General features: G+C 70.2%; 27 protein-coding genes and 1 pseudogene. 17 read left to right on the top strand and 11 right to left on the bottom strand.

Annotated features, from left to right (window positions below):
• Positions 1-23: 23 nt before the first annotated feature.
• The 4 genes from ACZ7NC_RS14590 to ACZ7NC_RS14575 all read left to right on the top strand — a co-directional run bounded on the left by ACZ7NC_RS14590 (position 24) and on the right by ACZ7NC_RS14575 (position 4,700).
• Positions 24-719: a response regulator transcription factor gene (locus ACZ7NC_RS14590; RefSeq protein WP_471488155.1), complete on the top strand. Its 696-nt coding sequence runs from the start codon at positions 24-26 to the stop codon at positions 717-719.
• Complete coding sequence (locus tag ACZ7NC_RS14585) at positions 712-1,824, top strand: sensor histidine kinase (RefSeq protein WP_471488153.1); 1,113 nt, start codon at positions 712-714, stop codon at positions 1,822-1,824. The genes ACZ7NC_RS14590 and ACZ7NC_RS14585 overlap by 8 nt, the downstream gene beginning before the upstream one ends.
• Before the next feature lie 62 nt (positions 1,825-1,886).
• Complete coding sequence (locus ACZ7NC_RS14580; RefSeq protein ID WP_471488151.1) at positions 1,887-4,013, top strand: RNase A-like domain-containing protein; 2,127 nt, start codon at positions 1,887-1,889, stop codon at positions 4,011-4,013.
• Between the two features lie 21 nt (positions 4,014-4,034).
• On the top strand, positions 4,035-4,700 hold the full coding sequence (locus ACZ7NC_RS14575) for a contact-dependent growth inhibition system immunity protein (protein ID WP_471488149.1): 666 nt from the start codon (positions 4,035-4,037) through the stop codon (positions 4,698-4,700).
• A gap of 1 nt (position 4,701) precedes the next feature.
• Here ACZ7NC_RS14575 and ACZ7NC_RS14570 read toward each other — a convergent pair.
• The 5 genes and pseudogenes from ACZ7NC_RS14570 to ACZ7NC_RS14550 form a co-directional block, all read right to left on the bottom strand.
• Positions 4,702-4,876, bottom strand: a pseudogene (locus ACZ7NC_RS14570) (IS5/IS1182 family transposase); the annotation flags it as partial.
• A gap of 581 nt (positions 4,877-5,457) precedes the next feature.
• Positions 5,458-6,021, bottom strand: coding sequence for a DinB family protein (locus tag ACZ7NC_RS14565; RefSeq protein ID WP_471488147.1), 564 nt, complete (start codon positions 6,019-6,021; stop codon positions 5,458-5,460).
• Between the two features lie 85 nt (positions 6,022-6,106).
• The gene (locus ACZ7NC_RS14560; protein WP_471488145.1) at positions 6,107-6,316 is read right to left on the bottom strand and encodes a DUF397 domain-containing protein; all 210 of its coding nucleotides are present in this window, start codon (positions 6,314-6,316) and stop codon (positions 6,107-6,109) included.
• Between the two features lie 11 nt (positions 6,317-6,327).
• On the bottom strand, positions 6,328-6,540 hold the full coding sequence (locus ACZ7NC_RS14555; protein WP_471488143.1) for a DUF397 domain-containing protein: 213 nt from the start codon (positions 6,538-6,540) through the stop codon (positions 6,328-6,330).
• Complete coding sequence (locus ACZ7NC_RS14550) at positions 6,537-7,412, bottom strand: helix-turn-helix domain-containing protein (RefSeq protein WP_471488298.1); 876 nt, start codon at positions 7,410-7,412, stop codon at positions 6,537-6,539. The genes ACZ7NC_RS14555 and ACZ7NC_RS14550 overlap by 4 nt, the downstream gene beginning before the upstream one ends.
• 156 nt (positions 7,413-7,568) lie before the next feature.
• On the opposite strand from ACZ7NC_RS14550, the gene ACZ7NC_RS14545 reads away from it, so the two are divergent.
• The 3 genes from ACZ7NC_RS14545 to ACZ7NC_RS14535 all read left to right on the top strand — a co-directional run bounded on the left by ACZ7NC_RS14545 (position 7,569) and on the right by ACZ7NC_RS14535 (position 9,790).
• The gene (locus ACZ7NC_RS14545; protein WP_471488141.1) at positions 7,569-8,117 is read left to right on the top strand and encodes an ATP-binding protein; all 549 of its coding nucleotides are present in this window, start codon (positions 7,569-7,571) and stop codon (positions 8,115-8,117) included.
• A gap of 170 nt (positions 8,118-8,287) precedes the next feature.
• Positions 8,288-9,139: a helix-turn-helix domain-containing protein gene (locus ACZ7NC_RS14540; RefSeq protein ID WP_471488139.1), complete on the top strand. Its 852-nt coding sequence runs from the start codon at positions 8,288-8,290 to the stop codon at positions 9,137-9,139.
• A 102-nt stretch (positions 9,140-9,241) separates the two neighbouring features.
• Positions 9,242-9,790, top strand: a complete 549-nt coding sequence (locus tag ACZ7NC_RS14535; protein WP_471488296.1) for a Uma2 family endonuclease — start codon at positions 9,242-9,244, stop codon at positions 9,788-9,790.
• Positions 9,791-9,835: 45 nt separating this feature from the next.
• On the opposite strand, the gene ACZ7NC_RS14530 is transcribed toward ACZ7NC_RS14535, so the two are convergent.
• Positions 9,836-10,762 (bottom strand): DUF3027 domain-containing protein, encoded by a 927-nt coding sequence (locus tag ACZ7NC_RS14530; RefSeq protein WP_471488137.1) that lies wholly within the window; start codon positions 10,760-10,762, stop codon positions 9,836-9,838.
• 335 nt (positions 10,763-11,097) lie between these two features.
• Here ACZ7NC_RS14530 and ACZ7NC_RS14525 point away from each other — a divergent pair, with 335 nt between their 5' ends.
• The 4 genes from ACZ7NC_RS14525 to ACZ7NC_RS14510 all read left to right on the top strand — a co-directional run bounded on the left by ACZ7NC_RS14525 (position 11,098) and on the right by ACZ7NC_RS14510 (position 14,591).
• The gene (locus ACZ7NC_RS14525) at positions 11,098-12,525 is read left to right on the top strand and encodes an MFS transporter (RefSeq protein WP_471488135.1); all 1,428 of its coding nucleotides are present in this window, start codon (positions 11,098-11,100) and stop codon (positions 12,523-12,525) included.
• Positions 12,526-12,605: 80 nt separating this feature from the next.
• On the top strand, positions 12,606-13,079 hold the full coding sequence (locus ACZ7NC_RS14520; RefSeq protein ID WP_471488133.1) for a DUF2771 domain-containing protein: 474 nt from the start codon (positions 12,606-12,608) through the stop codon (positions 13,077-13,079).
• Between the two features lie 23 nt (positions 13,080-13,102).
• Entirely contained in the window at positions 13,103-13,753 is a 651-nt protein-coding gene (locus tag ACZ7NC_RS14515; RefSeq protein ID WP_471488132.1) for a futalosine hydrolase, read from the top strand.
• On the top strand, positions 13,743-14,591 hold the full coding sequence (locus tag ACZ7NC_RS14510; protein ID WP_471488130.1) for a 1,4-dihydroxy-6-naphthoate synthase: 849 nt from the start codon (positions 13,743-13,745) through the stop codon (positions 14,589-14,591). The genes ACZ7NC_RS14515 and ACZ7NC_RS14510 overlap by 11 nt, the downstream gene beginning before the upstream one ends.
• A gap of 15 nt (positions 14,592-14,606) precedes the next feature.
• On the opposite strand, the gene ACZ7NC_RS14505 is transcribed toward ACZ7NC_RS14510, so the two are convergent.
• Positions 14,607-14,990 (bottom strand): cold-shock protein, encoded by a 384-nt coding sequence (locus ACZ7NC_RS14505; RefSeq protein WP_404102966.1) that lies wholly within the window; start codon positions 14,988-14,990, stop codon positions 14,607-14,609.
• A 165-nt stretch (positions 14,991-15,155) separates the two neighbouring features.
• Between ACZ7NC_RS14505 and ACZ7NC_RS14500 the strand changes: the two genes are divergently transcribed.
• On the top strand, positions 15,156-15,407 hold the full coding sequence (locus ACZ7NC_RS14500) for a hypothetical protein (RefSeq protein ID WP_471488127.1): 252 nt from the start codon (positions 15,156-15,158) through the stop codon (positions 15,405-15,407).
• Here ACZ7NC_RS14500 and ACZ7NC_RS14495 read toward each other — a convergent pair.
• Complete coding sequence (locus tag ACZ7NC_RS14495) at positions 15,383-16,009, bottom strand: HAD family hydrolase (RefSeq protein WP_471488125.1); 627 nt, start codon at positions 16,007-16,009, stop codon at positions 15,383-15,385. The two genes, ACZ7NC_RS14500 and ACZ7NC_RS14495, sit on opposite strands and share 25 nt — an antisense overlap.
• 15 nt (positions 16,010-16,024) lie before the next feature.
• The gene (locus ACZ7NC_RS14490) at positions 16,025-17,026 is read right to left on the bottom strand and encodes a hypothetical protein (RefSeq protein ID WP_471488123.1); all 1,002 of its coding nucleotides are present in this window, start codon (positions 17,024-17,026) and stop codon (positions 16,025-16,027) included.
• A 234-nt stretch (positions 17,027-17,260) separates the two neighbouring features.
• Between ACZ7NC_RS14490 and ACZ7NC_RS14485 the strand changes: the two genes are divergently transcribed.
• The 3 genes from ACZ7NC_RS14485 to ACZ7NC_RS14475 all read left to right on the top strand — a co-directional run bounded on the left by ACZ7NC_RS14485 (position 17,261) and on the right by ACZ7NC_RS14475 (position 20,418).
• Positions 17,261-19,795 (top strand): helicase-associated domain-containing protein, encoded by a 2,535-nt coding sequence (locus ACZ7NC_RS14485; RefSeq protein WP_471488121.1) that lies wholly within the window; start codon positions 17,261-17,263, stop codon positions 19,793-19,795.
• Between the two features lie 183 nt (positions 19,796-19,978).
• Positions 19,979-20,107, top strand: coding sequence for a hypothetical protein (locus ACZ7NC_RS14480; protein ID WP_383414045.1), 129 nt, complete (start codon positions 19,979-19,981; stop codon positions 20,105-20,107).
• A gap of 77 nt (positions 20,108-20,184) precedes the next feature.
• Positions 20,185-20,418: a hypothetical protein gene (locus ACZ7NC_RS14475; protein WP_471488118.1), complete on the top strand. Its 234-nt coding sequence runs from the start codon at positions 20,185-20,187 to the stop codon at positions 20,416-20,418.
• On the opposite strand, the gene istB is transcribed toward ACZ7NC_RS14475, so the two are convergent.
• Entirely contained in the window at positions 20,396-21,613 is a 1,218-nt protein-coding gene (istB, locus tag ACZ7NC_RS14470; protein WP_471488116.1) for an IS21-like element helper ATPase IstB, read from the bottom strand. The genes ACZ7NC_RS14475 and istB overlap by 23 nt on opposite strands.
• Before the next feature lie 141 nt (positions 21,614-21,754).
• On the opposite strand from istB, the gene ACZ7NC_RS14465 reads away from it, so the two are divergent.
• The gene (locus ACZ7NC_RS14465; RefSeq protein ID WP_471488114.1) at positions 21,755-23,398 is read left to right on the top strand and encodes a DNA repair helicase XPB; all 1,644 of its coding nucleotides are present in this window, start codon (positions 21,755-21,757) and stop codon (positions 23,396-23,398) included.
• 74 nt (positions 23,399-23,472) lie between these two features.
• Positions 23,473-23,757 carry a type II toxin-antitoxin system RelE family toxin gene (locus ACZ7NC_RS14460; protein WP_471488112.1) on the top strand — a complete coding sequence of 95 codons (285 nt, stop codon included), beginning with the start codon at positions 23,473-23,475 and terminating at the stop codon, positions 23,755-23,757.
• A gap of 68 nt (positions 23,758-23,825) precedes the next feature.
• On the opposite strand, the gene ACZ7NC_RS14455 is transcribed toward ACZ7NC_RS14460, so the two are convergent.
• A complete protein-coding gene (locus ACZ7NC_RS14455; RefSeq protein WP_471488110.1) occupies positions 23,826-24,005 on the bottom strand; it encodes a hypothetical protein in 180 nt (59 codons plus the stop codon).
• Positions 24,006-24,045 lie beyond the last annotated feature (40 nt).

Raw genomic sequence — 24,045 nt, 5'->3', positions numbered from 1 at the left:
CGCCGGCTCGTAGCCTCGATGACATGCGTGTGCTGATTGTCGAGGACGAGCCCTATCTGGCCGAGGCCATCCGCGACGGCCTGCGCCTGGAGGCGATCGCGGCCGACATCGCGGGTGACGGCGACACCGCTCTGGAACTGCTCGGCATCAACGCCTACGACATCGCCGTCCTCGACCGCGACATCCCCGGGCCGTCCGGTGACGAGGTCGCCAAACGCATCGTCGCCTCCGGCAGTGGCATGCCGATCCTCATGCTCACCGCCGCCGACCGGCTCGACGACAAGGCCTCCGGGTTCGAGCTCGGCGCCGACGACTACCTCACAAAGCCCTTCGCACTCCAGGAACTCGCGCTCAGACTCAGAGCACTCGACCGCAGGCGCGCCCACATCAGGCCGCCCGTACGGGAGATCGCGGGGCTGCGTCTGGACCCGTTCCGCCGCGAGGTCTACCGGGACGGCCGCTATGTCGCGCTGACCAGGAAGCAGTTCGCCGTGCTCGAAGTCCTCGTCGCCGCCGACGGCGGTGTCGTCAGCGCCGAAGAGCTGCTGGAACGCGCGTGGGACGAGAACGCCGACCCGTTCACCAACGCCGTACGCATCACCGTCTCGGCCCTGCGCAAGCGTCTCGGCGAACCCTGGATCATCGCCACCGTGCCGGGCGTCGGCTATCGCATCGGCACACAGCCGGAGGCCGGGGACGAGGGAGGCGACCGTGGATAGGCGGCCCGGTCTGAGCGCTCGCCTCAAACTCACCCTCAGCTACGCCGGATTCCTCATGCTGGCCGGTGTCCTGATGGTCGCGGCGGTGTGGGTCTTCCTGCTGAGGGACCTGCCCGACGTGAAAGCCGGCATCGGCGGATTGCAGGTCCGCTCCGAGCTCGCGCTCGACTTCGTGTCGGGGGCGGCCGTGGTCATGGCGTTCCTGCTGGTGTTCGGCCTCGTGGGAGGGTGGATCCTCGCCGGCCGCATGCTCGCGCCCCTGACCCGCATCGCGGACGCCACCCGCATGGCCACGAACGGATCGCTCTCCCACCGGATCCGGCTGCCGGGCCGCAGGGACGAGTTCCGCGAACTCGCCGACGCCTTCGACACGATGCTCGCGCGGCTCGAAGCGCACGTCGCCGAACAGCAGAGATTCGCGGCCAACGCCTCGCACGAACTGCGCACCCCGCTGGCGATCTCGAAGGCCCTTCTCGACGTGGCCCGCGCCGATCCGGGCCACGACACCGGCGAACTCATCGACCGCCTCCATGCCGTCAACACCCGGGCGATCGACCTCACCGAGGCGCTGCTCCTGCTCAGCCGCGCCGACCAGCGGTCCTTCACCCGGGAATCCGTCGACCTGTCCCTCGTGGCGGAAGAAGCCACCGAAACGCTCCTCCCCCTCGCGGAAAAACGCGGCATCACCCTCGAGACCGGCGGCGACATCGCCCCCACGACCGGATCGCCGGCGCTCCTGCTGCAACTGACCACGAACCTCGTACACAACGCGATCGTCCACAACCTCCCTGAACAGGGCACGGTGTGGGTCAATACCAGCGTCCGCCCCAAAACGGTGATGCTCACTGTCGAGAACACCGGCGACAAGCTCACCCCACAGCTGGTCTCCACCCTCACCGAGCCATTCCAGCGCGGCACCGAGCGCATACACACCGACCACGCGGGCGTCGGCCTCGGCCTGGCCATCGTCAAGACCATCACCCGCGCGCACGACGGAACACTCACCCTCGCCCCGCGCTCCGCCGGCGGCATCCGCATCACCGTGGAACTGCCCGCGACGGACGACACGGCCGTCTCACAACTCCCTTGCCGCACCGCCAGTTGACTGCCTAGCATCGCATTCACTATCGCGAATCGAATGTTGTTCCGGTGCAACGGGGGCCTGGCGTGACGTTGGTGATGGCGGTGGCGGCCGTCTGGGGCGTGCTGCAACTCTTCGCGCTCTCCTGGCCGACGCGTTCGGTGCGCCTGTCGACCGTGCTGCTTGCGCTCGCGGTGGGCGTGTACGGGTGTGGTGTGGCGACGGCGTTGGTGCAGCTCGCCTATACCCGTATCTACGCGGAGCAGTCGGGCCAGTCGCTGGTGACGGTGGTGAACACCACCAGCTACACGGTGGCTCCCTGGGTGGAGGAGTTACTCAAGGTTGCCCCGTTGCTGCTGGCGGGGCTGAGCCTGCGGGTTCGCCGGCAGTGGGGGCTGACCGACTTCGTGGTGGTGGGTGCGGCTCTGGGGGCGGGGTTCGGGCTGCTGGAGGCGGTTCTCCGGTTCGGCCTGGACGCGGACCGGGCGATCCCCCGCGGCGAGGGCTGGATCGTCCCCGACAGTCTGTCCCCGCCCTATGTGCCGGGCCTGGGGCAGGTGTTGACGTCGTGGCTGCCGGCGCCGTTCAGCCAACTGGACCTGGGCGGCCCCGCGGTCCCGGAGACCTTTTCGCATCTGGTGTTGTCAGCCGTGGCCGGCTTCGGGGTCGGGCTGCTGTGGCGTGCACGCGGTGGGGTGCGCCTGCTGTCGATCTTGCCGATCGTGGCCGCCGCGGTACATCACACGGTGACGAACTACGCGGCGCAGGAACACTCCGACCGGGCCAGGGAGTGGCTGGAGTCCCTCGACGGGGTGGCGTGGGCAGCGCCCCTCGCATGCCTGGCCATCGCCATGGCCGTGGACGCACACCAACTCCACCGCGGCAAGGCCGCCGTACCCGGCGTACTCCTCACGTCCGAACGCGCCGACGGCGACAGCCTCGGAGCACTCCTGCGCTACGCGGCCTGGCGCCCGCCCTGGACCCTGCTGATAGTCCTGCGCTACGTCAGACTGCGACGCTCCTTGCTCTACGCCGCCGCGTCGGCGCCGCACACGCCCACCGAGGAGCTTCACCAGGTCGTCGCGGGGATCACGGCCCGGATGGACGCGTCCGACAACGCGATTGCCTGGCGGGCGCTGAACATCCGCGCGTGGCTGAAGGCGACGCGAGCGGCCAGACGCTCCCGCGGGCGATGGCTGCTGCTGATCCCCTGCGTCCTGATGCTCCCCTCACTGCTGTTCCTGGGCGTCGGCTCGTTCACCTCCACCGCCGGCCTCCAGGAATTCTTCAGCACCGGTGCGGGCCCGAAGATCCTCATGGGCTTCGGCATGGCCGCCTTGGCCTGGATCGCCTACGTGCTCACCACCCTGCTGCGCACCTGGCGACAGGTGTCGGCGCAGCCACTGGGCGAGGTACTGGCGGCCCACCGTTTACGTCTCGGAACCGCGCTGGGGTCGGCGACGACCGGAGTACTCCTGCTGTGGCGCGGGTTCGGCGACGCGGGCCCCGCCGGCAGAGCCATCAGCACGCTCCACCTCCTCGACGCCCTGAACACCTTCCTGGTCTACCTCGGCTTCGCCCTCCTCCTTCTCTCCCTGCTCGCCCTGTTCCCACCCGGGGGGCTCGCGCTGGCCGGGGGCGGAGCGGTCGGTGCCCTGACGGCCGAGGCCGCGCTGAACGCCGGCCTCCTGGGCACGGCCGGGCTCGTCCTCATGGGGGTGGGGGCCTCGAATGGCTCCGGCGGGGACTACAACGCTTGGCCTAGGAACAAACGCAAGGGACGCGTAAAGCCTGAGCACCGCGCCGATGTCCGAGGTGACGAAGGGAAGAGTCTTGGGGGCCAGAGCAAGGGCCATACCATCGACAGGCATGTCGACAAGACCATAGCCGGAATGCGTAAGCGATTCCGAGAAAATCCTGGCCTTACGGAGGACTCACGCTACGTTGACGTCGATTCGGCACAACGCTTCACCGACAAGACCCTCACCATCAGGGAGAACCAACGGAAGATATCCGATTGGCTGGCCAGGGGCGCAAAAGCACCACTGCGACTGGAAGCAGAGTTCACCGAAAACACAGGACTCCACCTCACTCGCTACGACTTCACCCATGGGCAGCCTACGCAATGGGTGAGAGGAGTCCGCGTCATTCTCAAGGCAGACCCGACGGCGCCGTCGGGATACCGCGTCCTCACATCGTTCCCCCAGCCCTAGCGCGCACGCTTGGAGCCACTCATGAGTCAGGCACTCCCGTCAGAGCCGCGGTTCTACGAACTCAGCGACCTGTTGAAAGCCTATGCATACACCGGCTTCACATTCACTGACACCGCAGAGACCCCGGGCCCCGGCCTGGCCTCGTACCTCAGAATCGCCGCTCGTGACCCGGCCCGTGCCGCTACAGCCGTCCAGCAAATCGATGAACTGCTCTCCGTCGGACTCTTCTCCGAAGAGATCGCAGATGATGTGGAGAACATTCCGCACATCCGCCCGCCGATGGGCACTAGCGTTGAGGACTGCCTGCGCATCGCGAGGGAGCACCTCCAGCGACTCCTGCAAGACCCGTCACGAATCCCACAGATGAACCCACAGAACCGCTGGGAATGGAATGAGCGCTTCCCCCAGCTGAGCCAGTTCCTCGGCGCCTACTTGCACCGGAATTACTCAGAGTTCTATGCCACTCCCGAGGCGGCTATCGATGAGTACGTCATCGAAGCCGTGCCTGAAGACCGTGAACAGGCGGCAGAGGAGATCACCGAACTTCTGACGATGGTGTCCTCGGATCAGGAACTCGACACGGCAACGACGGCGTTGGGGCTCGACCTTCTGCCACCGCAGGGGGTGTCACTCCGGCAGTGGCTGGAGCTGATGCGACAGAAGATCACTGAAGATCCGCCATCTTGAAGACGCTGTTCTTACGGAACCGCTGGCGAGGCTGCAGGGCAAGTGACGGGGCGACGTGGTCGATGATGCGGCCGGCGGCCGACTTTGAGATCCCGAAGAGCGGGGGGCGAGCTGTCACAGCGTCAGGTCACGAGCTTGCCGAACTGACGTGGGCTCAGTCCGCTGAAGGGGGCTATCCAGACACCTCAGGGCTCTGACGCGTCAAGTCCTCTTCGGTGAGTGAATGGTTTCCCCCAGCGGTTCCAGAGCGTGTGATGCCATTCACCGGAATCGGTGCCGGGAGGCGTCACCGGCGGCACCGGCCCTGGGCTGGTCTCGATCAGGTGCAACAGTGACCAGGCGACGCCGTAGCAGTCGTCGGGGCCGAAGCAGGTTTGACTCGCCGGTCGATCTCCTCCTCGTCGGCATCCCAGGCGGGCAGAGGTCCGTCGGCGACGAAGGTCTGAACTTCGGGTCTCATCCGTGAATGATCGACTGCTGTGGGCGACCTGAGCAAGACGTGTTTGCCGCAGGTCAGGCGGCAGCCCTCTCCGTCACCGAGGGCGGTGTGGGGAAGGCGGCCAGCTCGTCAAACCGTTCGCCGCGCTGGAGGCAGTGGTAGAGCTGGCCGATCATGCGATTGAAAGCGGTCCGGTCGGCAGCGGGGCATCGCAGCCGAGGCCGAGCGGTATCTCAGAATCGCTGTCCGGGACCCTGCGCGCGCATCAATGGCCGTCCAGCAAATTGACGACCGGTTCCACAGGAAATCACCGGAAAGTCATATTGTGCGCGGTACGGTTCCGTCCTGCCAGCGGTAGAGGTCGCGTAGCAGGGAAATCTCGGCGCCGTGATGGATCAGCTCCCTGTTGACGTGCAGGACCCTGTTCTCCATGGGGAACCGCTCGGGACCCACCGTGGGCGGATTGTCCAGGTCAGCGTCCGAGAGCTCGCGGACCCCCGCGTTCCATCTCCCATACATCTCATCGAGCTGTTTCAGCGCCTCGTCAGCGGTCCCCGCGTAGGCGAATGTCTGGGAGTCGACGTCCTGGCCACCGAAGTGCCATCCGACCCGATAGCCCAGGCACGAGACAATGATGTGCGCCAGCCGCCAGGCAATCGTGGTGACCGGCGCAGGCACCGGGTCAGGGGACGCTGAGTCCATCGTCCATTCCCCCGAACCTTCCGACATCGGTGCGGCCGACGTGCCACGTGGGCGGATGCTCCAGCAGTCGCGCACCGGCTCCCAGAAGTACTCCTCGTCGGTAAGACCCTCCAGCCGTGGCCGCAGGCTCTTGCGCCAGTACCAGTCCAACTGGTCCGCGAGTCGCTCGCTTCTTGTCATTTCCGCACACTACATACAACAGAGACCTGACCCTCGCGGACGCCGTCGCCGGCCGTGGGCCGCGAGAGCGTGTCACCGACGGGAGTCAGCCCTCGGACGCGTAGGCGACGAAAGCGGCCCAGGTCTGCGGCGTGAGCGCGAGTCGGGGGCCGGCGTCGCGGTGCTTGGAGTCGCGGACCTGGATGGTGCGGGGCGCTATCGCGATCTCGACGCAGGAATCGCCATCGGGGCCGTCGCTGTAGCTGCTCTTGAACCACGCCAGTTCGGAGGCGTCTCCGGCGGAGGCCTTGCGCATAGCAGGTGACCTCAGCCCTCGGACGCGTACGTGACGAAGGCGGCCCAGGCCTGCGGCGCGAGCGCGAGTCGGGGGCCGGCGTCGCGGTGCTTGGAGTCGCGGACCTGGATCGTGCGGGGCGCTATCGCGATCTCGACGCAGGACTCGCCGTCGGTGCCGCCGCTGTAGCTGCTCTTGAACCACGCCAGTTCGGAGGCGTCTCCGGCGGAGGCCTTGCTCATCATGTCTCTCCCAGCAGGTTCTCGATGAAGGCCAGCGACTCCCTCGGCGGGAGGGCCTGCGCCCGGATGGTGCCATATCGCAACTCAAGGATGCGGAGCTGCCTTGGGTCAGAAACGGGCCGCCCGCTGAACTTACCGTCGGAGCGCCCCACCGCCGTACCGTCCGGGAACTTCAGCAACTCGATCCTGCCGTCCAGCCCTGGATGCGGCTCGGTGTTCGTCGGCATGACCTGAAGCCAGACGTTGTTCAACCGCCCCACCTCCAGCAGGCGTTCGAGCTGCTGTCGCCACACCATTGTGCCCCCGACCTGTCGGCGCAGCGGCGCCTCTTCCAGGACGAAGTGGATTGACGGAGCCGGGTCGCGTTCGAAGACCGACTGCCGGGCCAGGCGAGCGGCCACCATACGTTCCACGTCATCCGGCGAGTAGGGCGGCTGTGCCGCCTCGATCACGGCCCGCGCATGCTCCGGCGTCTGCAACAGCCCAGCGATGATGTTGCACTCGTACACGCCGATCTCGATCGCCTGTGCCTCCAGCTTCCCCAGCTCCCGAACCTTCTTCGGGTACCGGACCTTCTTAACGTCCTCCCACGCGGCGGCGATGAGCCCACCCGCCCCCAACACCTCGTCGGCCCTGTCCAGATACTCCTGCCGGGGAATCCGCTTCCCGCCCTCGATCTTGTAGACCAAGTCCTCGCCGTACCCGACCGCCTTTCCGAAGTCGGCGGCCCGCATCCCCACCGCCTCCCGCCGTAGCTTCAGCTGCCGTCCCACGGTGGCGATGACCGCGACGCCCCACTCGTCGTCCGGATCCACCTCCCAACCCGGCTCGTCGGCCTCCGTCTTGAGCCGTCCCGTTTCCGCCTCGACCGACATCCCGTACCCCTCCGTCGTACCGCCGCAGTGCAGCAGCGCCCTACCCATACGCAACGCCCCGACAGCCCGGACACGACCGGACAAGCTCCGGACAGTCACCGTACGCACCCGCTGAGTCACTGTTCACGGTAAGCACGCACCGCAACGCTGAGTTACGTGAATCAGGTATCCGCCGAAGTCATCACAAGCCCGCCCGCCCGCAGCTTCAGCGTGCAGCTGTCTCCCACGCCACGCGGCGCCCGACTCGCCCGCCTGCTCGCCACCGAGCAACTCCGGAGCTGGGGCCTGCCGTTGGACCCCGCGGCGCACCTCGTGGCGGAGCTCGCGGCCAACGCGGTCACGCACGGCCGAGTCCCCGGGCGGGACTTCCGGCTCCTCGTTCACGTCACCGAAGACACCCTCCGCATCGAGGTCACCGACACCCGCGCCGACCGGCTACCGCACGCCGAACACCCCACCCCCGAAGCCGAGTCGGGCCGTGGCCTCGCCATCGTCGGCGCCCTTGCCGACCGCTGGGGTGTCACACCGGGGCTGCCGCCGCGCAAGACGGTCTGGGCGGAAGTGGACCTCTCACCGGGACCCGGGACCCCGCGCTCCGGTGGCACGGGCGGTCAACCACCAAGGAAAACCAGGGCGAAAGAACCCCACCAAACCCCACCCCACCCTCCCGCAGCGCACACTCAGCACACTCACCCTCGCGGGTGAATATCACCAACTCAGCTGGATTTCACACAGGTTGTCTGACTTACGCTCAGCGCAACACAACCGCAGACACACACAACCGCAGGCACACAACCGCAGACACACAACGGCCCTCGCCGGGACGGCAATCCCGATGCGAGGGCCTGACCACCAAGGAAGCAAGCCCCTTCCCGATGGATACCCAAAACCCTAGCGCGCCCTCGCACGCCCAGTCCCGCCTTACCGCCAAGACCACCCGAACCGGCGGCGGCCTGGTCCACGACAACTCCCGCCACACCACCCGCTTCACGGTGATCGGCAACCACCTCGCCCAGCACCCGGAGCTGTCGGCCCTCGCGATCGGACTGGCCGTCTACATCCAGTCCCTCCCCGCAGGCGCCCGCGTCGACATCAAGACCCTCGCCGCCCGCTTCCCCGAGGGCACGACCCGTATCGCCGCCGCCCTGCGCCAGCTGGAGACCCACGGCTATCTGCGCCGCGAGCGCGAGCGCGTCCCCGGCGGCCGCATCGTCACGCGCACGGTCTCCTGCAACCAGCCCGACAGCCGCCGCCACACCCAGGACGCCCCGCTGGCTCCGCCCCGGAAGAAGCGAACCCCGGCACCCCGCAAGCCCCTCCCCGCCGTACCGCAACCCGCCTACCCGGCCCGCACCCTCCTCCGGGCGGCCACGGACCTCCTCACGGACCTACGCCGCCACGACCCCCGCCTGCTGCTCAGCGAACGCGACACAGCCCACCTGGCCCCCGGCGTCGCCGCCTGGCTGGAGCGCGACGCCACCCCCGCAGCCGTACGCCACGCACTGACCATCGACCTGCCACCCGAACCCCTGTGCCGCCCGGCAGCCCTACTGGCCCACCGCCTCACCACTCAGCTACCACCCCCACCCCCGTTCCGCACCCCAGAACCACCGCCGACCGTCCGGCACCCCTTCCAGACCTGCGACGACTGCGACCGCGCCTTCCGTTCACCCACCCCAGGAGTCTGCCGTGACTGCCGAAGCACTCCCCTTGCCACCGCCGCCTGAGCCCGTTCCGGCCGGGGCACGCATCAGGCGCCGTTCGTCGAGTGACGACATCAACCACGCAAGCGCCTGGAGGAAGCCGTGACCGCCGAACTTCCCGACTGGATGATCCCGCCCAGGCCGAGCGGCTGGGAAGCGGACGACCTCGACCACCTCCCCCAGGCACCGCGGCACACCGAACTCATCGACGGAGCCCTGATCTTCAGGGTGTCGCCGCAGCGGTCCTGGCACTCCCGGCTCGTGCAGAAGCTGACCCTCGCCCTGGAGCAGGCTGCACCGGCGGGGTTCGAGGTCGAGCGCGAGATGACCGTCCGGCTCGACAAAAAGAGCCGCCCGGAGCCCGACATCCTGGTCACCACCGCCGCATACGACCCCGACCGCACCTGGTACGCACCCGCCGACGTCGCCCTGGTCATCGAGGTCGTCTCGGAGGAGTCGGCGGACCGCGACCGGTCCCTGAAGCCCTTCAAGTACGCACAGGCCAGGATCCCGCATTTCTGGCGGGTCGAGGACGAGGCCGGCGGCCCCACCGCCCACACCTACGAACTCGACACCATGACCGGCGCTTACGTGGCCACCGGAATTCACCGTGACCGGCTGAAGGCCGCCGTCCCTTTCTCGACCGACATCGACCTCAAGAACCTCGTGCCCTGACCCCGGACGGGAAGAGAAGCCGTCGCGCTTCTCGCAACACTCGCCCTACGAGTGCCCCAGCTCCGCCGAGTCCTCGTCCGCCGTCACCGACACCGATCCCGAATCCGCCGCCGGACGCAGCGGGAACGGGTCCACCCGGGTCTCGTCGATCACCGGCGGAGCCGGACGCGGGGGCGCGGGCATCACCGCGGCCTCCGAGTGGCCTCCGCAGCCGTAGGTCAGGGACACCACCCGGCCGTCCGCCGGGGAGAACTCGTTGGCGCAGACACCGAAGGCCTGGCCCAGGGAGCCGCCGATCGGGGCGAGGAAGCCGCAGGAGACGCAGGAGGCGGGTGCCGCCTGGGCCATCGGGGTCTTCGCGCCGAACGACTCCTCCCAGCGGTCCGCGGCGATGTGCAGGCCGTAGCGGGACAGGACGCGGGCGCGGCGCATGCCCAGTTCCTCGGCGACCGCGGCGATCGAGCCCCGGGAGGGGGCCACCGGCAGGTTCGCGGGGGCGCCCGCCGTGACCTCGGCGTCCTCGGCCTCCACCAGCTCGGCCATCTCGTGCGACACGGCCGAGCTCGACACCGGCTCGTCCTCGCCCGAGAAACCGGGCTCCAGGCGCAGATCCTCGGCATCCGTCGGCAGCAGATCGCCGGGACCCATGTCGCCGGGGCGCAGCCGCTCGCTCCACGGCACCCACTCGGGGGCGAGGAGGGCGTCCGGCCCCGGGAGCAGTACCACCTCGTCCAGCGTCACCAGCTTCGCGCGGGACGCCCGGGCCACCGTCACCGCCCAGCGCCAGCCCCGGTACCCGAGTTCCTTGCACTCGAAGAAGTGCGTGACAACACGGTCGCCCTCGGAAGCCAGACCCGCGTGCTCGCCCACGACGCCGGGCGCGGCGGCCTCCTCGGCGGCACTGCGGGCGAGGTCGACCGCCTCGGCGCACAAACGGTCGGGGGTGCGGCTTCGCGTTGTCGCTGCGCTCACAGGTATCGCTTCTCTCCTACGCCGTCTCTCGGGTGCGGTTGCCTAAAGGCGGCGGAGCGAACGGAGCGGACCTGTGGGCCGCGTCGACGTCCGCGTCCGAATCGCGCTCGGGCGCACCTACGTCATCCATTGTGCGGGATGGCTGAGATACGCACGCTACCTGTTCGAGAGCGCTGGGCCTACACCGACGGCCCTTTCACCGTACGCGGCGGCCGGTGGAACCGTGCCACCGACCCGAGACTCGCCTTCGGCCAACCTGAGACCTTGCCCATGAAGTGCCCCCCATACGCGCCGTAACCGCGCTAGCCACCCCCATCTCGGGGCACTATTGCGTCGTGGCAACCGCGAGGACGCCCCAAGGAGCCACCGGAATCGGTGGGGCCAAGGGTGGCCGTAGTCGAGGTGGCGGAACGGGCCGGATGAGCGGCTCCCTCCGCGCGGTCGGCCGTGCCCTGCACTTCCCGGTCACCGGCCCCGCCCGCGGCATCCGCAAGGCCACCCACGCCCAGGGCGCCGGCGAGTCCGGTCTCGGCAAGCTGATCGAGCTGCACGCCGTGAACGGCGCCGGGGACATGATGATCACCGTCGCCCTCGCCTCCACCGTCTTCTTCTCCGTACCGACGGACGAGGCCCGCGGGCGCGTCGCGCTCTACCTCGGCATCACCATGGCGCCCTTCACGCTCCTCGCCCCCGTGATCGGCCCCCTCCTCGACCGCCTCCCGCACGGCCGCCGCGCGGCGATGGCCGGCGCGATGCTCGCACGGGCGCTGCTCGCCCTGGTCCTGTCCAGCGCGGTCGTCAGCGGCGACCTCCAGCTGTATCCGGCCGCGCTCGGGGTGCTGGTCGCCTCGAAGGCGTACGGCGTGGTCAGAAGCGCCGTCGTGCCCCGCCTGCTGCCACCCCGCTTCTCGCTGGTGAAGGCGAACTCGCGGGTCACCCTCGGGGGGCTTCTCGCCACCGGTATCGCGGCGCCCATCGGCGCCGGGCTCCAGGCGATCGGGCCGCGCTGGCCGCTCTACGGCGCCTTCGTGATCTTCATCGCCGGTACGTTCCTGTCCTTCACCCTGCCGCCGAAGGTCGACTCGGCCAAGGGCGAGGACACCGCGCTGCTGGCGGCCGACGAGCAGCATCTGCACGGGCCGCACCGCCGGCCCGTCAAGCGCCCCGGGCTGCGCACGGTCGGCATCGCCGTCACCCACGCCCTGGGCGCCAACGCCGCCCTGCGCTGTCTGTCCGGCTTCCTGATCTTCTTCCTGGCGTTCCTGCTGCGCGAGCACCCGATGTCCGGGCAGAGCGCTGCCGTGTCCCTGGGCATAGTCGCCGTCTCGGCCGGGGTCGGGAACGCTCTCGGTACGGCGGTCGGGGCATGGCTCAGGTCCCGGGCGCCGGAGATCATCATCGTGACCGTCGTGGGCTTCGTGCTGGGCGTGGCGATCACGGCCGCGCTCTTCTTCGGGGCGGTCCTGGTCGCCTGTCTCGCGGCGGCCGCCGGGTTCGCGCAGGCGCTGGCCAAGCTGTCGCTGGACGCGCTGATCCAGCGGGACGTGCCGGAGCTGGTGCGGACGTCGGCGTTCGCGCGCTCCGAGACGCTGCTGCAGATGTCCTGGGTGCTCGGCGGCGCGGTCGGCATCGTGCTGCCGCTGAAGGGCTCGTTCGGTCTGCTGGTCGGCGCGGCGATCGTGGCCGTCGGCTGGATCACCACCGCCAAGGGCCTGATCAGCTCGGCCCGGCAGGGCGGCCACACCCACCCACGCGTGGCCTGAGACGCCACGGGCCCTGCGTGACGTACGGCACGCCGCCCCCGCGTAGAGAGAGCGTCACACCCGCCCGATAGCCTTCGGCCATGACCACGCTGCAATCCGCCCAGCGACGCCGCCGCGCCGTCGCCGCTGCCGGCGCCGTTTCCGCCGGACTGCTCGTTCTGTCGGCCTGCGACAAGCCGACACCGCTGGCCACGATCACCGTCGGCACCGCGTCCGTCCACTCGCAGGCCACCTGCGGTGGTGAGGGCGACGCCCTCAAGACCGCGGACCTCGCGAAGTGCCTGAAGGACAAGGGCATCGAGTCCATCAAGGTGGACCCGGACGACACCGTGCGCTTCGGTGTCGACCCGGAGATCGCGGACGAGGGCTGGACCATCCTCATGAACGGCCAGCCGCTCACCGACTCCAGCACGAAGACGTACCGCACCGTCCCGGGCAGCGTGTTCTTCAACGCCCAGTACGGCGCCAGCGGCAACTCCACGCTGGTGTCCATCAAGGAGGGCGAGAGGGACATCACCGGCCTGTGGTCCTTCAAGCTCAAGAAGGACAGCTGACCACGTCCGCTGTACATGTCCTGGTGGCCACCGCCGTCCCCGCCGAGCGGGACGCGGTGGTCCGGGCGCTCGACGGGCTGCCCGGCGTCGATGTGATCGCCGCCGGCGTCGGCCCCGCGCTCGCCGCCGCGGCCACCGCCACCGCCCTCACCACGGCCGCCCTCGAAGGCACGCCCTACGGCCTGGTCGTCTCCACCGGCATCGCGGGCGGCTTCGCACCCCACGCGCCCGTCGGCTCCCTCGTCGTCGCCGACGAGATCACGGCCGCCGACCTCGGCGCGGAGACCCCCGACGGCTTCCTGCCGGTCACCGAGCTGGGTTTCGGCACCGTCACCCACCGTCCGCCGGAAACACTCGTACGAGAAGTCGCGACCGCCACCGGCGCGCGCCCCGGCGCCGTCCTCACCGTCTCCACCGTGACCGGCACCGCCGTCCGCGCCGCCCGGCTGCGCGAGCGCCACCCCAGCGCCCTCGCCGAGGCCATGGAGGGCTTCGGCGTCGCGGAGGCCGCCGCCGCGCACGGCAAGCCCGTACTGGAGCTGCGCGCGATCTCCAATCCGGTGGGCCCCCGCGACCGCGCCGCCTGGCGCATCGGCGACGCGCTGGCCGCGCTGACCCGGGGCTTCGGGAAGCTCGCGCCCGTACTGGAGAGTTGGAACCCACATGACCAGTGAGCCGCTGAAGATCGCGTACTCCCCCTGCCCGAACGACACCTTCGTCTTCGACGCCCTCGCCCACGACCGCGTCCCCGGCGCGCCCGCGCTCGACGTCACCTTCGCCGACATCGACGTCACCAACGGCATGGCCGAGCGCGGCGAGTTCGATGTGCTGAAGGTGTCGTACGCCGTGCTGCCGTACGTCCTCGACGAGTACGCGCTGCTTCCGTGCGGGGGTGCGCTGGGCCGGGGCTGCGGCCCGCTGGTGCTGACGCGGGAGGCGGACGTCGACCTGACGGGCCGTACGGTCGCGGTGCCGAGCGAGAAGTCGACGGCGTATCTGCTGTTCCGCCTGTGGGCGGCGGACACGATCCCCTCCGGGGTCGGCGAGATCGTCGTGATGCCGTTCCACGAGATCATGCCGGCCGTGCGGGACGGGAAGGTCGACGCGGGCCTGGTCATCCACGAGGCGCGCTTCACGTACCAGAACTACGGGCTGCACAAGCTCGCCGACATGGGCGAGCACTGGGAGCACACCACGGGGCTGCCGATCCCGCTGGGCGCGATCATCGCCAAGCGGTCACTGGGCGCGGACACGCTGACGCTGCTGGCCGACTCGATCCGTACGTCCGTCCGGGCCGCCTGGGACGACCCCGAGGCCTCCCGCCCGTACGTCATGGAACACGCCCAGGAGATGGACCCGGCCGTCGCCGACCAGCACATCGGCCTGTACGTCAACGAGTTCACGGCCGGTCTCGGCGAGGACGGCTACGCGGCCGTGCGCGGACTGCTCACACGTGCGGCGGCCGAGGGGCTGGTGCCGCCCCTCGGCCCGGATGCGTTGAATTTCCCGTGAGCGGGTGAAGCGCCCCTATACGTCGAGCTGGTCGGCGACCGCGCGGAGCAGGCCGGCGATCTTCTTGCCGGAGGTCTTCTCGGGGTAACGGCCCTTTTCGAGCATCGGCGTGATGTTCTCTAGGAGGGTCGTCAGATCCTGGACGATGGACGCCAGTTCGTCCGGCTTCTTGCGCTGGGCGGCCGCGACGGACGGGGTCGGGTCGAGAATGGTGACCGAAAGCGCCTGGTCACCACGCTGACCGGCGACGACGCCGAACTCCACTCGCTGTCCCGGCTTGAGCACGTCTACTCCGGCGGGGAGGACCGAGGAATGAACGAAGACGTCACCGCCGTCGTCGCGGGAGAGAAAGCCGAAGCCCTTCTCGCTGTTGAACCACTTGACCTTGCCGGTAGGCACGTCTGTCCTCGTCCTCGTACTCGTCGGAAAACTGCTTCGGAAAACGGCTCTTGATAGCACTACAGCGGGTCGACCATGACCCGCCGGTACCAAGGCTAATGGTCCCCGGGCGGGTGACAAGACGTCGCCCGGTAGTTCCCTCGCGCAGGGAACTACCCTGGTCCGGTGCGTGACAAAACCCAAACGAATTCCGCCGCTCCCGGTGACCGACTGATCCGTGCCGGCGCCGTCGTGTTCTTCATCGGTGCCGTGGCCACTCTGGTCACGGTGGCCCCGTTCCTGCTCGGTACGACGCCATTTCCGACATACATGTTCGGACTGAGCATGCTCATGGGCGTCGGATTCCTCGTCGCCGGCGCGGGAGTGCTCCGTTCGGTCGCGGCGGGGCGGCGTCAGGCGCGCGCCGCGTCCAGGTAGCCGGCCAGCCAGTCCGGGAACTTCGTCAGGTCGGTGAGGACCACGTCCGCGCCGAGCGCGGCCAACTGATCCTCGCTGTACGGCCCGGTCGCCACGGTGACCGACAGGGCGTCGGCCGCGCGGGCGGCGCGTATGTCGCCCTGGTGGTCGCCGACGTAGACGCTCGCCGTGTACTCGCGCAGGGCCTCGGCCTTCTGCTCGGCCCAGAGGTTGCCGACGACCGCGTCCGGCTGGATGCCGAGGTGCTTCAGGTGCAGCTTGGCGTTCGGCTCGTACTTGGCGGTGACGACGATCGCACGGCCGCCCGCGTCCCGTACGGCGGCGATGGCCTCGCGGGCGCCGGGCAGGGCGGGCGTCGCGGCGATGGCGATCGTCGGGTACATCTCGCGGTACAGGTCGGCGATGACCGCGAGCTGATCCGCCGGGAACCAGTTGATCAGCTCCTCCTCCAGCGGGGGCCCGAGCCGGGTGATCGCCAGGTCGGCGTCGATGTACGTGCCCGTCCGCCCGGCGAGGGCCGTGTAGCAGGCGTGGATGCCGGGGCGGGAGTCGATGAGGGTCATGTCTAGGTCGAAGCCGACGGTGAATGCCATATGGGCCATTGTGCCGTTCAGTAGCTAAGGGCGTTTCTGTGAGCGCCAGACGATGAACAGCGCCGACGCCACGGCCGCCGCTCGCAGTACCCAGGGCCAGGTCTCCGCGATCGCGGCGTTCGTCTGGCCCTCCGCGATGGGGTCGCCCCAGCGGCCTGTCGTGCGGCCCCAGAGCCAGGTGACACCCGCCGTGAGGGAGAGGCCGGGCAGGATCACCACCGCCCACTTGGTCTCGGCATCGCTCAGCCGGCGTGAGCCCCAGGCGATGAGCCAGCCGAGGAGCAGGGCGATGAGGTTGCCGAGGATGGCACCGGTGACGAGGAGGGCGGCGGCGAGCAGGAGGAGGGGGTTGCTCCAGCGGCCGGAGGGGAGGGCCGGGCGGCGGAAGAGACGGCGGCGGCCGGAGGCTTCCGGCTCCGCGTCCTCGGTGACCTCCTCGGCCGCCTCCAGCGCGGGTTCCTGCTTCCGGAGCCGCGTCAGCTCCTTCTCCTTCGCGGGCGGACGCCTGAGCATCTCCGGGATCTCGATGCCGCCGACGAATCCGGGGACGTCCTCGCCGGGCCCGAAGGAACTGCTGTCCACCCGCCACCAGTCCGGCTGCGTCGCGCTGCCGCCGAGGTCCGCGGTGCTCGCGAGGTGGGGCGGTGGGGGAGCGTCGTCGCGGGGCGCCGGGGGCTCGGCGGGGCGCGGGCGCGGCACGATCCGACGCAGGCCCTTGGGGCGCTGCTCGTCGCTCTCGTCGGCCCGGTTGTCCGGCTGTACGGGCACGGAGGCGACCGGCGGCCGCGGTGCGGGCGCGCTGCCGCCGGCGGCCGAGACGACCTCGTCCGGGCTGCCGAGGCGGGCGATGATGCGGCGGACGGCGGCGGGGCTGTCCACGGGCGCCTTGGCGCGGCGGCGGTCGATCTCGCCGCGCAGCTCGTTCACCAGGCGCATGCGGGCGGCCGACGGCAGCTGCCGCTGCTGGGCCACGTCGCCGACGCGGCTCAGATACTCGTAGACGACCTGGTCGCTCTCGATCCCCACGAAGTCCCCTCCGGGGTGGGTGCGTTGGATACCCCGTGGGACGACGTTAGCGCAGGAAGTTCGAGGATCTCGGCGTGCACGGACTGGGTCCGGTTCGCGGCGACCGTGTCCCTCTGCACCCGACAGCCGAGCCCCGGGGGGCCAGCTGTGCAACGTTCTGTTCGCCCACCGGACCGCGGTCCGAGCCCTCGGCGCACCCCCTGCCGCGGCGTCCCACCCGCTAGATTTGGTCGGATGAGCGACCCGGCTACACCGCCGCCCCGTTCCCTCGCGGAAGCTCTCCGCGCGCGGGACGACGCCTCGCTGGCCGTACTCCTGCGCAGCCGGCCCGACCTCATCACGCCCGTCCCCACCGACCTCACCCAGCTGGCGACCCGCGCCGGCACCCGGGCCTCCGTGGTGCGCGCCCTGGAGCGGCTGGACCGTTTCACGCTGCAGACGGCGGAGGCGCTGGCCGTGGCGGCGGACCCGGCGACGTACGACGAACTGCTCGCCCTGATGGCCGGCGACGAGGGCGACCCGGCGGTCGCGGGCGCGCTGCCGCACGCGCTGGGGACGCTGCGCGAACAGGCCCTGGTATGGGGCGCCGACGACCGGCTGCGCCTCGTGCGCACGGCCCGCGAGCTGCTCGCCCCCTCGCCGCAGCACCCGTCCCCCACCGGACTGGGCCCGACCGCGCAGGAAGCCACCTCGGGCATGTCGCCGGGCCGTATCCAGGAGATCGTCCGGACGGCCGGGCTGGCCTCGACCCACGACGCGGTGTCCGCCGTGTCGTCGCTCACCGCGCTGTTCACCGACCGGCGGCGCATGGCGGCCCTGCTGGCCGACGCCCCGGAGGAGTCCCGGGAGGTGCTGTCCCGGCTGGTGTGGGGGCCGCCGTACGGCCAGGTCACCGCCGACCCGGCGCCCCGTCTGCGCTGGCTGCTGGACCGCGGCCTGCTGCTCCCGACGGCACCCGGCACCGTCGTACTCCCCCGCGAGGTGGCCCTGCACCTGCGGGCCGGCCGCGCCCACCGCGCCACCGAGCCGCTGCCGCCGCCCGTCGAACCGGCCGCCACGCACCGTCCACAGGTTGTGGACGCGACGGCGGCGGGGCAGGCGTACACGGCGCTGGCCACCGTCGAGGAGCTGCTGAAGGACTGGGACGAGGGCGGTCCCGCCGTACTGCGGGCCGGTGGGCTCAGCGTGCGCGACCTCAAGCGCACCGCCGTCGCCCTGGACGTGTCCGAGCCGATCGCCGCCTTCTGGGTCGAGCTGGCCTACGCGGCGGGTCTGCTGGCCTCCGACGGCGAGGCCGACGAGCGGTACGCGGCGACGCCCGCCCACGACGAGTGGCTGGAGCAGCCCGCCGCCGAGCGCTGGGCACGGCTGGCGCAGGCATGGCTGACGGCGACGCGCACGCCGGGGCTGGTCGGCGGACGGGACGCGAAGGACCGTACGTTGTCGGCGCTGGGCCCCGGACTGGACCGCTCCGCCGCCCCGGAGGTACGGCACCGGGTGCTGACCCTGCTGGCCGGGCTGCCGGAGGGCGCGTCCCCGTCGGCCGAGTCGGTGCTGGCCCGACTGCGCTGGGAGCGCCCGCTGCGGGGCCCTCAGCGCGATGACGACCTGCGCAGCCGCCACGCCCAGTGGACGCTGAGCGAGGCGGAGCTGCTGGGGGTGACGGGGCGGGGGGCGCTGTCGGGGCACGGGCGGGCGCTGCTGGGGGCGCGACCGCCGGGGCACGCTCCCCAGGAGCCGGTCGGTCCCGGCGACAAGCTCCCCGTGCATCACCGTCGCACCCCGGCGCCCGAGCCCCTCTCCCCCGCCGAGCAGTCCGTCGCCTCCGCCGCCGCGGCCCGTCTCCTGGCCCCCCTCCTGCCCGAGCCGCTGGACCACGTCCTGCTCCAGGCCGACCTCACGGCCGTGGCGCCCGGTCCGCTGCGGCGGCCGCTCGCGGCCATGCTGGACGTGCTCGCGGACGTCGAGTCGAAGGGCGGGGCGACGGTGTACCGGTTCACGCCCGGTTCGGTGCGACGCGCGCTGGACGCCGGACGCAGCGCCTCCGACCTGCACGCCTTCCTCGCCGAGCACGCGCGTACGCCGGTGCCGCAGCCGTTGGCCTATCTGATCGACGACGTGGCCCGTAAGCACGGCCATCTGCGGGTGGGCGCGGCATCCGCGTACGTCCGCTGCGACGACGACGCGGCGCTGAACGAGATCCTCGCCGACAAGCGCGCCGCCGGCCTGCGTCTGCGGCGCCTCGCACCGACCGTGCTCGCCGCCCAGGCGGACCCGGCCGCACTGCTGGAGGGCCTGCGCGCGATGGGCTTCGCGCCGGCCGCCGAGTCGGCGGAGGGCGACGTCCTGATCACCCGCGCCGACGCCCACCGCACCCCGCCGCGCACGGCACCCGAGCCGGTCCCGGACGGTCCGCCGACGCCGGACACCACGCTGCTGACCGCCGCGATCCGCGCCATCCGGGCGGGCGACCTCGCCTCCACGACCCCGCGCAAGCCGAGCGCGACGGACCCTGGGGTGGGCGGCGGTGAGCTGCCCCGGACCACCTCCGCCGAGACCCTCGCCACCATGCAGGCCGCCGTCCTGACCGGCGAGGCGCTGTGGATCGGGTACGTCAACGCCGAGGGCGCCGCCAGTCAGCGGGTGATCGCGCCGGTGCGGGTCGAGGGCGGGTTCGTGACGGCCTACGACCACACCGCGGACGAGGTGCGGACGTATCCGCTGCACCGGATCACCGGCGTCGCCGAGCTCGCGGACGACCAGCTCTGAGGACTGAGGACGGCGTCACGGCTCACTCGTTCGGGCGTACGCGGCGGTTCACGCACGCCACGCCGGGTTTTTCCAACTCTTGAGGGACCTTTCGGATCTTTCCGCATTCCGTCCTGGAGCGCGGGGCAGCCACTCGATGTCCTGATCTCGCTCAAGTGAGCGCAACAGAGAGGTAGTTGTCCCATGCGCACAGCTCGTCGTCTTGCCACCGTCCTGGCCGCCGCGGCCATGATGATCGGCGCCTTCACCACCCAGGCCGCGGCGATCGGCATCGACGTAGCCGGACTGGTCATCGAGACGCCGCAGGTCTGACGCGACCGCAGTGCACCCGTCGGGCCGGTCCGGCGAGCAGGACCGGCCCGCCCTCCCTGAAAGGCCCTGAAGTCCGCATGCGTTCCAAGCGCCCCGTCCGCGCCCCTTCCGCCGCCCTGACCGCACTCACCACCCTCGCCGCCCTCCTGGCGGCGGCCGCGATGATCACCGCCCTCGCCCCCGAGGCCGCCGCGGCCGCCTCCGCCCTGCCGCTGCCCCTCCCGGCCCCCGCCGGGGAGTCCCTGGTCACCGAGGGGCTCACCATCGAAGGCCCTCTGATCAACAACCTCAATCTGCCCACGCTGAAGTAGCGCGGCGCATCCGGTAGCTCTCGCCCTCGATCCGCACCAGCTCGGCGTGGTGGGCCAGCCGGTCCACCATCGCCAGGGCGGCGGGGCCGCCGAAGATCTCGCCCCAGCGGCCGAGCGGACGGTCACTGGTCACGATCAGCGAGGCCCGTTCGTAGCGGTGCGCGACCAGCTGGAAGAAGAGCGCGGCGCTCTCCGCGTCGAAGGGCGTGTAGCCGACCTCGTCGACGATCAGCAGGGGGTGTGCGTCGAGCGCCGCCAGCTCCTCGGCGAGCCGCCCGGCGTCCCGCGCACCGGCCAGCCGGGCGGCCCACCGAGCGGCGCTCGCGAACAGCACCGAGTGCCCGGCCTGACAGGCCCGCACGCCCAGGCCGACGGCCAGATGCGTCTTGCCGGTGCCGGGCGGGCCGACGAAGACCACGTTGCGCCCGGCGGTGACGAAGTCCAGCTTGCCGAGCCGGGCCACGGTCTCCCGGTCGAAGGAGCTGGGGTGCTCGGAGTCGAAGTCCTCCAGCAGCTTGCGGGCGGGGAACCCGGCCGCGCGCAGCCGCTCCTCGGCGCTGGGCAGGTCCTCGCGCGAGGCGGCCTGTGCCGGGACGAAGGCCTTCGGGGCGGGGGCCTCGGGGGTGTGCTCGTGGTGCGCTTGCTGATGGGCCCGCTCGGCCTGCGCGGCCATCGGCCCCGACATGTACGCCAGGATCGCGGCCGAGGCGATGAAGGCCATGTGGATCACCGTGCCCCACAGCAGGGAGTGGTGCGAGGTGCGGTGGACGTCCACGAACATCTGCAGCAGATGGACGGAGGAGATGCCCACGATGGCCGTGGCGAGCTTGACCTTCAGTACGTTGGAGTTGACGTGCGAGAGCCACTCCGGCTGGTCACGGTGGCCCTGGAGGCCGATGCGGGAGACGAAGGTCTCATAGCCTCCGACGATCACCATGATCAGCAGATTGGCGATCATCACGACATCGACGAGCTTGAGCACGGCGAGCATGACGTAGGTCTCGGTCGCCTGCCCGGTCACACAGCGGAGAATTAAGGCCCAGAGCTCGTTGAAGAACTTGTAGACGTACACCCCCTGGGCGGCCACGAGGCCGAAGTAGAGCGGCGCCTGCAACCACCGGGTGGCGAACAGCGCGTACCCGAGGGTGGTGGTCGGCGGGGCGGGATCACGATCGATGGCCTGCACGCTCGGCATTCTTCGCAGCCGCCGCCGTACAGGTGAAACCACGCCACTCACAGGAATGAAAAGACATCCTGTAGGACTCCGGAATCGATCAGGAATCGATCAGGCACACTGGACGTTTGGCCGGGTGGCCGAGCGGAAGGACGTACACACGTGAACGGACCACTGATCGTCCAGTCGGACAAGACCCTGCTCCTGGAAGTCGATCATGAGCGGGCCGACGAGTGCCGTCGGGCGATCGCGGCGTTCGCCGAGCTGGAGCGGGCGCCCGAGCACATCCACACCTACCGGGTGACCCCGCTGGGCCTGTGGAACGCGCGCGCGGCCGGACACGACGCCGAGCAGGTCGTGGACGCGCTGGTGACGTACAGCCGCTACCCCGTACCGCACGCCCTGCTGGTCGACATCGCCGACACGATGGACCGCTACGGCCGTCTGACGCTCTCCAAGCACCCCACGCACGGCCTCGTCCTCACCACCACCGACCGCCCGGTCCTGGAGGAGGTGCTGCGCTCGAAGCGGATCGCGCCGCTCGTCGGCGCCCGCATCGACCCGGACACCGTGGCCGTGCACCCCTCCGAGCGCGGGCAGATCAAGCAGACGCTGCTGAAGCTGGGCTGGCCGGCCGAGGACCTCGCCGGGTACGTCGACGGCGAGGCGCACCCGATCGAGCTGCATGAGGACGGCTGGGCGCTCAGGCCGTACCAGAAGCAGGCCGTGGAGAACTTCTGGCACGGCGGCAGCGGCGTCGTCGTGCTGCCCTGCGGCGCGGGCAAGACCCTCGTCGGCGCCGGGTCCATGGCGCAGGCGAAGTCGACGACCCTCATCCTCGTCACCAACACCGTCTCGGCCCGGCAGTGGAAGCACGAGCTGATGAAGCGGACCTCGCTCACCGAGGAGGAGATCGGCGAGTACAGCGGTACGAAGAAGGAGATCCGCCCGGTCACCATCGCCACGTACCAGGTGCTCACGACGAGGCGGAAGGGTGTCTATCCGCACCTGGAGCTGTTCGACTCCCGGGACTGGGGACTGATCCTCTACGACGAGGTGCACCTGCTGCCGGCGCCGGTCTTCAAGTTCACCGCGGACCTCCAGGCCCGCCGCCGCCTGGGCCTGACCGCGACCCTGGTCCGGGAGGACGGGCGCGAGTCGGACGTGTTCTCCCTCATCGGCCCGAAGCGGTTCGACGCGCCCTGGAAGGAGATCGAGGCGCAGGGCTACATCGCGCCCGCCGACTGCGTCGAGGTCCGGGTCAATCTCACCGACGCCGAGCGGCTCGCTTACGCCACCGCCGAGCAGGAGGAGAAGTACCGCTTCTGCGCGACGACCGACACCAAGCGGAAGGTCACCGAGGCGATCGTCCGCAAGTTCGCCGGGCAGCAGATCCTGGTCATCGGCCAGTACATCGACCAGCTCGACGAACTGGGCGAGCATCTGAACGCCCCCGTCATCAAGGGCGAGACCTCCAACGCCCAGCGCGAGAAGCTCTTCGGCGCCTTCCGGGAGGGCGAGATCAGCGTCCTCGTCGTCTCCAAGGTCGCCAACTTCTCCATCGACCTGCCGGAGGCCACGGTCGCCATCCAGGTCTCGGGCACCTTCGGCTCCCGCCAGGAGGAGGCCCAGCGGCTCGGCCGTGTGCTGCGGCCCAAGGCCGACGGCCACAAGGCCCACTTCTACTCGGTCGTCGCCCGCGACACGCTCGACCAGGACTTCGCCGCACACCGCCAGCGCTTCCTGGCGGAACAGGGCTACGCGTACCGGATCGTGGACGCGGACGAGATCCTCGCGGAGGGCTGAGCGAACGACCTGGTGGGCTTGCGGTGGCTCGGTACTCTGGGGTCACGGCACGAGTCACAGCAGGGGAGGGCGAGATGCCGCACGAGGATGTCTACGAAGTGTTGTACACCGAGTCGGCGGCCCGTGACCGCGACCGACTGGATCCCGTCCGCAGGGCGGCCCTCGACAAAGCCGTCGAGATACTGGCCCGCGACCCCTACACCGAGGTCTCACGCTCGATCGGTGTCGGCGAGCAGGACCGGGAGATCCGGCTCACCTCGCAGATCGTCGCGGAGTACATGGTCTCGCGGGGCCGCCTGCTGCTCATCATGCTGCGGATCTTCGACGACGCCGACATCCTGCTGCCCGAGGGCGACTGAACGGAGCAGGGGCAGGCCCCGCCCACGCGGTCCGTCTCATGGATGCGGCGGGTCCAGAAGCCCGGGCGTCACTTACGGCGGACGCCCGCTTCCTCGCCGTACTCACCGAGGACGATCACATCGAAGGCGGCACCTACGAACACCCTGACGGCACGCAGGGCTTCGCCGAAGCGATGACGGTGGCTCCCCTGGAGCGCTGTCGCTCCTCTGGGGCCCATAGGGGCTGGGTGGATGGTTGCTGCGCTCATGTCTCCATGATGGGTTCGCAGGCATAAAGACCGCATCGGT

Source organism: Streptomyces sp. NPDC111802, assembly GCF_055634335.1.
This window is presented reverse-complemented; position numbering and strand designations above follow the sequence as displayed.

What these genes read in the sequence shown, in the direction of transcription:
- ACZ7NC_RS14590 (WP_471488155.1), top strand. Translation starts at nt 24, where the DNA reads ATGCGTGTGCTGATTGTCGAGGACGAGCCCTATCTGGCCGAGGCCATC.
- ACZ7NC_RS14575 (WP_471488149.1), top strand. Translation starts at nt 4,035, where the DNA reads ATGAGTCAGGCACTCCCGTCAGAGCCGCGGTTCTACGAACTCAGCGAC.
- ACZ7NC_RS14565 (WP_471488147.1), bottom strand. Translation starts at nt 6,021, where the DNA reads ATGACAAGAAGCGAGCGACTCGCGGACCAGTTGGACTGGTACTGGCGC.
- ACZ7NC_RS14560 (WP_471488145.1), bottom strand. Translation starts at nt 6,316, where the DNA reads ATGCGCAAGGCCTCCGCCGGAGACGCCTCCGAACTGGCGTGGTTCAAG.
- ACZ7NC_RS14555 (WP_471488143.1), bottom strand. Translation starts at nt 6,540, where the DNA reads ATGATGAGCAAGGCCTCCGCCGGAGACGCCTCCGAACTGGCGTGGTTC.
- ACZ7NC_RS14550 (WP_471488298.1), bottom strand. Translation starts at nt 7,412, where the DNA reads ATGTCGGTCGAGGCGGAAACGGGACGGCTCAAGACGGAGGCCGACGAG.
- ACZ7NC_RS14540 (WP_471488139.1), top strand. Translation starts at nt 8,288, where the DNA reads ATGGATACCCAAAACCCTAGCGCGCCCTCGCACGCCCAGTCCCGCCTT.
- ACZ7NC_RS14535 (WP_471488296.1), top strand. Translation starts at nt 9,242, where the DNA reads ATGATCCCGCCCAGGCCGAGCGGCTGGGAAGCGGACGACCTCGACCAC.
- ACZ7NC_RS14520 (WP_471488133.1), top strand. Translation starts at nt 12,606, where the DNA reads ATGACCACGCTGCAATCCGCCCAGCGACGCCGCCGCGCCGTCGCCGCT.
- ACZ7NC_RS14510 (WP_471488130.1), top strand. Translation starts at nt 13,743, where the DNA reads ATGACCAGTGAGCCGCTGAAGATCGCGTACTCCCCCTGCCCGAACGAC.
- ACZ7NC_RS14495 (WP_471488125.1), bottom strand. Translation starts at nt 16,009, where the DNA reads ATGGCCCATATGGCATTCACCGTCGGCTTCGACCTAGACATGACCCTC.
- ACZ7NC_RS14485 (WP_471488121.1), top strand. Translation starts at nt 17,261, where the DNA reads ATGAGCGACCCGGCTACACCGCCGCCCCGTTCCCTCGCGGAAGCTCTC.
- ACZ7NC_RS14480 (WP_383414045.1), top strand. Translation starts at nt 19,979, where the DNA reads ATGCGCACAGCTCGTCGTCTTGCCACCGTCCTGGCCGCCGCGGCCATG.
- ACZ7NC_RS14475 (WP_471488118.1), top strand. Translation starts at nt 20,185, where the DNA reads ATGCGTTCCAAGCGCCCCGTCCGCGCCCCTTCCGCCGCCCTGACCGCA.
- istB (WP_471488116.1), bottom strand. Translation starts at nt 21,613, where the DNA reads ATGCCGAGCGTGCAGGCCATCGATCGTGATCCCGCCCCGCCGACCACC.
- ACZ7NC_RS14460 (WP_471488112.1), top strand. Translation starts at nt 23,473, where the DNA reads ATGCCGCACGAGGATGTCTACGAAGTGTTGTACACCGAGTCGGCGGCC.
- ACZ7NC_RS14455 (WP_471488110.1), bottom strand. Translation starts at nt 24,005, where the DNA reads ATGAGCGCAGCAACCATCCACCCAGCCCCTATGGGCCCCAGAGGAGCG.